The organism is uncultured Mycobacterium sp. (assembly GCF_964249325.1).
GTDB lineage: Bacteria > Actinomycetota > Actinomycetes > Mycobacteriales > Mycobacteriaceae > Mycobacterium.
In genome coordinates, this window is the sequence record NZ_CAXUCH010000223.1 from 1,516 (window position 1) to 6,945 (window position 5,430).

Annotated in this window: 7 protein-coding genes and 1 pseudogene (1 of these 8 only partly in view); 5 read left to right on the forward strand and 3 right to left on the reverse strand. The window is 63.0% G+C overall.

The window, feature by feature from the left end; genetic code table 11:
* A pseudogene (gene galT, locus ACFE99_RS20610) lies at nucleotides 1–72 on the reverse strand (galactose-1-phosphate uridylyltransferase) (it extends 1,021 nt beyond the left edge of the window).
* Between the two features lie 130 nt (nucleotides 73–202).
* On the opposite strand from galT, the gene ACFE99_RS20615 reads away from it, so the two are divergent.
* Nucleotides 203–406, forward strand: a complete 204-nt coding sequence (locus ACFE99_RS20615; protein ID WP_375488268.1) for a cold-shock protein — start codon at nucleotides 203–205, stop codon at nucleotides 404–406.
* Nucleotides 407–832: 426 nt separating this feature from the next.
* Entirely contained in the window at nucleotides 833–1,273 is a 441-nt protein-coding gene (locus ACFE99_RS20620) for a DUF5994 family protein (RefSeq protein WP_375488269.1), read from the forward strand.
* 13 nt (nucleotides 1,274–1,286) lie between these two features.
* Here ACFE99_RS20620 and ACFE99_RS20625 read toward each other — a convergent pair whose 3' ends face one another.
* Entirely contained in the window at nucleotides 1,287–2,801 is a 1,515-nt protein-coding gene (locus ACFE99_RS20625) for a wax ester/triacylglycerol synthase domain-containing protein (RefSeq protein WP_375488270.1), read from the reverse strand.
* 489 nt (nucleotides 2,802–3,290) lie between these two features.
* On the opposite strand from ACFE99_RS20625, the gene ACFE99_RS20630 reads away from it, so the two are divergent.
* From ACFE99_RS20630 to ACFE99_RS20640, 3 genes are all read left to right on the forward strand, one after another.
* Nucleotides 3,291–3,695, forward strand: coding sequence for a universal stress protein (locus ACFE99_RS20630; RefSeq protein ID WP_375488271.1), 405 nt, complete (start codon nucleotides 3,291–3,293; stop codon nucleotides 3,693–3,695).
* A 77-nt stretch (nucleotides 3,696–3,772) separates the two neighbouring features.
* Entirely contained in the window at nucleotides 3,773–4,009 is a 237-nt protein-coding gene (locus tag ACFE99_RS20635) for a hypothetical protein (protein WP_375488272.1), read from the forward strand.
* Nucleotides 4,010–4,271: 262 nt separating this feature from the next.
* A complete protein-coding gene (locus ACFE99_RS20640; RefSeq protein WP_375488273.1) occupies nucleotides 4,272–4,451 on the forward strand; it encodes a hypothetical protein in 180 nt (59 codons plus the stop codon).
* On the opposite strand, the gene ACFE99_RS20645 is transcribed toward ACFE99_RS20640, so the two are convergent.
* Entirely contained in the window at nucleotides 4,448–5,320 is an 873-nt protein-coding gene (locus ACFE99_RS20645; protein ID WP_375488274.1) for an alpha/beta fold hydrolase, read from the reverse strand. The genes ACFE99_RS20640 and ACFE99_RS20645 overlap by 4 nt on opposite strands.
* Nucleotides 5,321–5,430 lie beyond the last annotated feature (110 nt).

Consider the following 5,430-nt stretch of genomic DNA (forward strand, 5'->3'; position numbering starts at 1 on the left):
GTGGCCCGGCAGCGCGAAGAACAGCAACTCGCGCCCATCGGCCAGGTTAGCTCGCGTCGGCGCCGTCACGATGTGGAACCCTAACTTGGTCGGCGCCGCCGCGGAGCCACATGGAAACGGAAAGGGTGCCTCTCGCTGCTCGTGCTAGCCTGAGTCAGGATGTTTTTCGTACATGCGTTCTGAATGAAAGAAGTTGAAGAGTATGGCACAGGGAACTGTGAAATGGTTTAACAGCGACAAGGGCTTCGGTTTTATCGCTCCTGACGGCGGCGCAGAAGATGTGTTCGTTCACTACAGCGAAATCACTGGAAGCGGTTTTCGATCGCTTGAAGAGAACCAGCGGGTTCAATTCGACATCGGCCAGGGAAACAAGGGTCCTCAGGCGATGGGAGTAACACCCGTTTAGCGACGTCGTCGTCACAGGTGGGCTGGCAGGCAGTGTCCTGCCAGCCCGCCTGCATCTGCGAGGCGTACGGTATGGGGAACTGGGACCAACCGGGCCCCATACGAAGGGGTCACTGATGTCCGACAAATCTCCTCGGCAGTCGATGAGCAAGAAGTCCAGCACGACGCTCAAACAGAAACGCGCCGCTAAGCGCGCCAAAGCCGAGCATGCAACGTCGAGTAGTGACGTGCCAAATCCAAAGCAACGCTGACACACCTGCTTTCGCCGGCCAGGTGACCACCTAGCCGCTGCCCACTTATATTGCGCCTTACCCACCGACTGCGAGTACTGTGATGGTATCGGCGGTATGTCGCACGCGACCAATTGAGATTGCGTCATCGCTGGTTGAATGATCTGGCCGGTTCGCGGCCAAGACAGGGGCGTCTCATGACGCTACAGCGAGGCGGGACAGCCACCGGCTTGAAGCACACACCGCCCGAGAACACACCGCGCCTGCGCTTAAAGCCTAAGGCGCCGACGACCGGGTACGTCGACGGGGCATGGTGGCCGCACAGTGACGACCTTCCGATTGAGCTGCCAGATCTGCTGGCGGTGCTGTCGGTACGACTCGGCCCTATCGATCGGGTGATATACAACCTCTCCGAATGGCCGAACGCTCCGGCGAAGCTGTTCAGCGGACGAACGGTACGACTAGACGGGTACCGCCAGCAGCCGGTCAACACCATCGAAGTAATCGGACTCAGCCGCAAAAAGATCATCCTGCTGGTGGTGCCCGCGCATACCGACCCGGACCGCGCACACGACACCATGATGACTGCCGCGGCGCCGGCAAATGCGTCGACGATCGACCACCTACTGACGGGCTAACGCGCCACTGCTGTTAATAATCGCGGGCGCGCCAATGCTTGACGGCGTGCGACGCCATCTCGGTGACGACTGAACGGCCTTGCCCCCGGGGAGATTTCTGTGCGGCGGCCACCAGGGTGTCGACCGATTGAGCGATACCGGTCGCGATGTCGTCGACGGCGGGCACGTTGTCGGGGCACACACACACGCTCACATCCAGCACGTCGCGGTGAGAGGTCAACGTGATGTTCAGCCCGCGGCCATTCAGCAGCGGCGCCACGGTGGGCATACCGACGACTTTGGCCCCGGCACAGTACGCCGGAAGCGGCGGACCGGAGACATAAGAGACGCTGCCGTGACAGATCGGGGCGAGCCGTTGACGTAGGCCCAGTATGTTGTACAGGCGCATACCCGCGTGGACGACAGCCGACGGGATCAGTGACCCGATGCATGCGTAACCGACTCTTGGCCCGGTGTTTTCGTCGTCGCGCATGCGTGCGGTTTTCAGCCGCTCGGTAGTGGTATGGAGGTTGGTGAGCACCTGCACGGGGTCGTCAAGCTGCACCGGGATGCGAATTCGTCCGACCATCAAGGGATTGCCAATAGCGGTGGGATCGGCGTCTGTTAGCGCGAGCGGCATTTCCATCTGCAGCGGATCGTCGGGCACTGTGTCGTGGCGTTGAAGCCAGGCGCGCAACGACAAGGTGCAGGCGGCCAGGAAAACGTTGCTGATGGTCCCCCCGAACGCGGTGCTGACCGCCTCCAACTCCGCTCGAGGGATCGACGCGAAGGCCACTGCCCGCCGCTCGGTCAACGGCGCGTCGAACACGTTGTGCTGCAACGGCCCTCTCATCGACGACACCGCTGGCGGCGTGGTGTCGGGTTCGCTCGCTCCGCGCAACTGGTCGTGTACGGCCTGCAGCACACCAGTCCCGGCCTCGGCGATGAGCCACAGGCTTTCGAGCTGGCTCTCGAGGATATCGGTCATCGTGTCGGCAAGCAGTTCGCCAAGGGACGGCGGCGGGCCCAGGCTCGGCTCGGTCGGTTGATCGGTGGCCCGGTCATGCGGGCTGGAACCCAGCAGTCGCGACCACACGGACGCGGCGCCTACGCCACCGTCGTTCAATGCAGGCGACATCTTCACTGCCAACGCCCACCGGCCGCCCGCCAGGCCGTCGATGCTCCATGCTTCCCACGGTTTTTGGCAGCGATCACGGCGATTATGTGCTTCGGTGCTGAGCTGGCCGATCAGCTCAGCGAACTCGCGCCGGCCACCGGGAGCGCGAATCGTTGCGCTATGAATTTGGGAACTCGGGTCGTAGTCGTCGATCTCGGCCCACAAGGGCTGACCCACCCCGAGCGGCTTACCTACCAGCCGGCTACGAAAGCGTGCCAGTCGCGGCAGCGACGAGCCCACCAGCTGCTGTAGCCGCTTGTGGTTGAGCAGCTGGGACGGTTCGATGACAATCAGCGAGACGGTGTCTGCCGCCGTTGTGGAATCTTGGATGTGCAACCACATCGCGTCCGTCGGCGACAATCGAGTACTCATCAGCACGGTTCCGTGCTAGAAGCGGAAATAGGCTGGGCCACAAGCTCTAATGAGTCGAGCGTATATGGTGGGTTGTTCATTGCTCAATACCTAACGTTCGATCCGGTGGTCGTGGTGGCCCGGTAGCGGTGGTCTCAGCGCACCACCGCGCAGGCCGCTTCTAGCGTCATCGCGACGCTCCTGTCTTGACCGGAACCGGCCAAATTCTTTAAAACCGGCGACGCACCCCAGAACGGTCGCGGACAAAACACCGCCGATGCGTCTCACCCTACTCGCGTCCAGAATGGGCCGCTCATCAACGCCGCACAGGCAGCGTGCGCCGGTCTACAACCGTCTGCCAGCTCGACCGCGCGGTCGTTACGGAAGCCATCGACTCGGGCGCCGACGACAGCAAACTGACGCTGGTGACGTTTGCGGCTTGGCCGAATCGGTTACTGGAGGCGTTATTGGAACTGATTCGGGGCAGTGCAGACGATCCGTGGAGGGCAAATGAGCAGCTATCAGACGCTGGTGGTCGGTACCGACGGCTCGCAGACGTCGTTGCGTGCGGTCGACCGCGCAGCCGAAATTGCCGCCGAGTCGGACGCCAAGCTGATCATTGCGACGGGATGCTCGTCGAGCTCATCGGCCGAGCACAAATCGTCCGCGATCTTGCGAGAGGCCAGCGACCGCGCTCGGGCGGCCGGGGCCAAGAACGTCGAGCAGCAGGCGATCCGGGGCGCTCCGGCACATGCGCTTGTGGACCTGGCGCATCAAGTTAAGGCCGATCTGCTGGTCGTCGGCAGGGTAGGACTGGACCCGATCATCGGCCGGTTGGCCTCGGTTCCCGGCAACGTCTCACGTAGGGCCCAGACCGACGTGCTGATTGTCAACACCACGGCCTCACCTAGTTAAAGCGTTGCGCCACTTTAGTGAAGCCGCTCGGTCCTCGGCTTCCTGCTAGCGGCTACAGAGTAGTGGAGACTGGTCCCATGAACGACGCCCCAAGGGGTACCGTGCGCCGCTCTGCTGAGGGCGCACTGCTGGTGCGCGAATTCCGCGGCGAGGAGTTGGGCTGGAAGCTGGTGCCGTCCGAGTCGGAACACTGCGTGTTCTTCGTCGATCGGGAGATCGACCCGACCTGGCTGGACTGGCCGATCATCTGGTGCCCTGATGCCTCGTTCCACGAACAGGACAACATCCGCCGCGCCCGCGGCGGTCGCCCATGAGCTTGGCTAGCGCCCCGCGCATGTAGCCGGCAGGCCGCACGCTAGTTACATTTTGGGGACACATTGCCGCAATAGTGGCGTGTGTCATTGGTGCCTCCGCGCATAACCGCGATGATTCTGACATGTTGTTCGAGCTTGCGAGGTCACTCGTGCTTTTGCGGATTCGAGCGCGCGCGATTCGTCGACCTCGCCCGACAGGCACTGCGCGGCCAGGCGGTGGTGACATGGGGCATGGAGGCGATGCTGCGGCGAGGAAAGCGATATGACGGAACCTCACGAAGAGCAACCGAGTCACGATCAGCAGCTGGAAGACATCGTCGATCAGCTCGACGAGAAGGTCGCCGACGAACGAGAAGCCGAAGGTGTTCCCGGCAAACCCAGCGACCGCGAACAGGCCGCTGTCCGCGGCTCGGAGGGCTCGGAGGATGAACCGCCGGATTAAGAGCTAGGCGCAGGGGCGGCGACGTCGGACTGTTCGCTGGTGGCGATGAAGTCCTCGATCAGATCGACCACCTCTGTAGGCGCCTCGACCTGCGGAAAGTGACCGACATCAGGCAGCACCTCGAGTCGTGTGTCACGGCGTGCATCGTGGGCGGCGTAGGCGTGGTCGACGGGGATGATGTCGTCTTTCTCACCCCAGATCGCCATGACCGGTAGCTCGGCGCGCAGCTGCAGCCTGTTCAGCGCACTGACCGCCTGCCCGCGGTAATCCACCACCGATCGCAGCGTCCGCAGGAACGACTGCCGTGTCGGCCGATCCGACAACGACGCGTAGGCGCTCCACAACTCGGCGCCGCGCGGGGAATGAATGCCCGCGCCGCGCAGCCACGAGCGGAGCTTGTTACCTACGGTGAGCACCGGCGTCGGCGCAATGATCGGCAAAATCAACTCCGCCCCTGGGGCCGAGAGCAGCCGCAGCACCCATCCGACATCCGGACCGAGGCCGCCGCTGCCGATCAGGATCAACCGCTTGACGTAGTCGGGATGCTGGTAGACGAACTGCATGGCGACACCGCCGCCGAGCGAGTGACCGATCACGGTGGCGTGGCTGACGCCAAGTTCGTCGAGGAAATCCCGTAGCCAGACCGCGAATGCGCCCAGCGAGTAATCGCCCCGAGGTTTCGCCGACTCCCCGTGGCCCAACAGGTCCGGTGCGATCACCCGGAATCTCTTCGACAACTGCGGAAGCACTGACCGCCAGGTGGCTGAGCTGCCCGCCATGCCGTGGATCAGGAGCAGCACTTCCCCGTCGCCGGCGTCGCGGTAAGCCACCCGATCGCCGTGCAACTCCAGAAACTTCAATTCGTTCATTGATCCCTTACCCGTCGGCGCCACAGCGGCTCGGCTGCGGCTGTCGTGGCAGAAACCCTAGGCCCGTTTTCCGCATAGTTGGCGGTTAAGGTTTGTGGTTTTGGATGTTG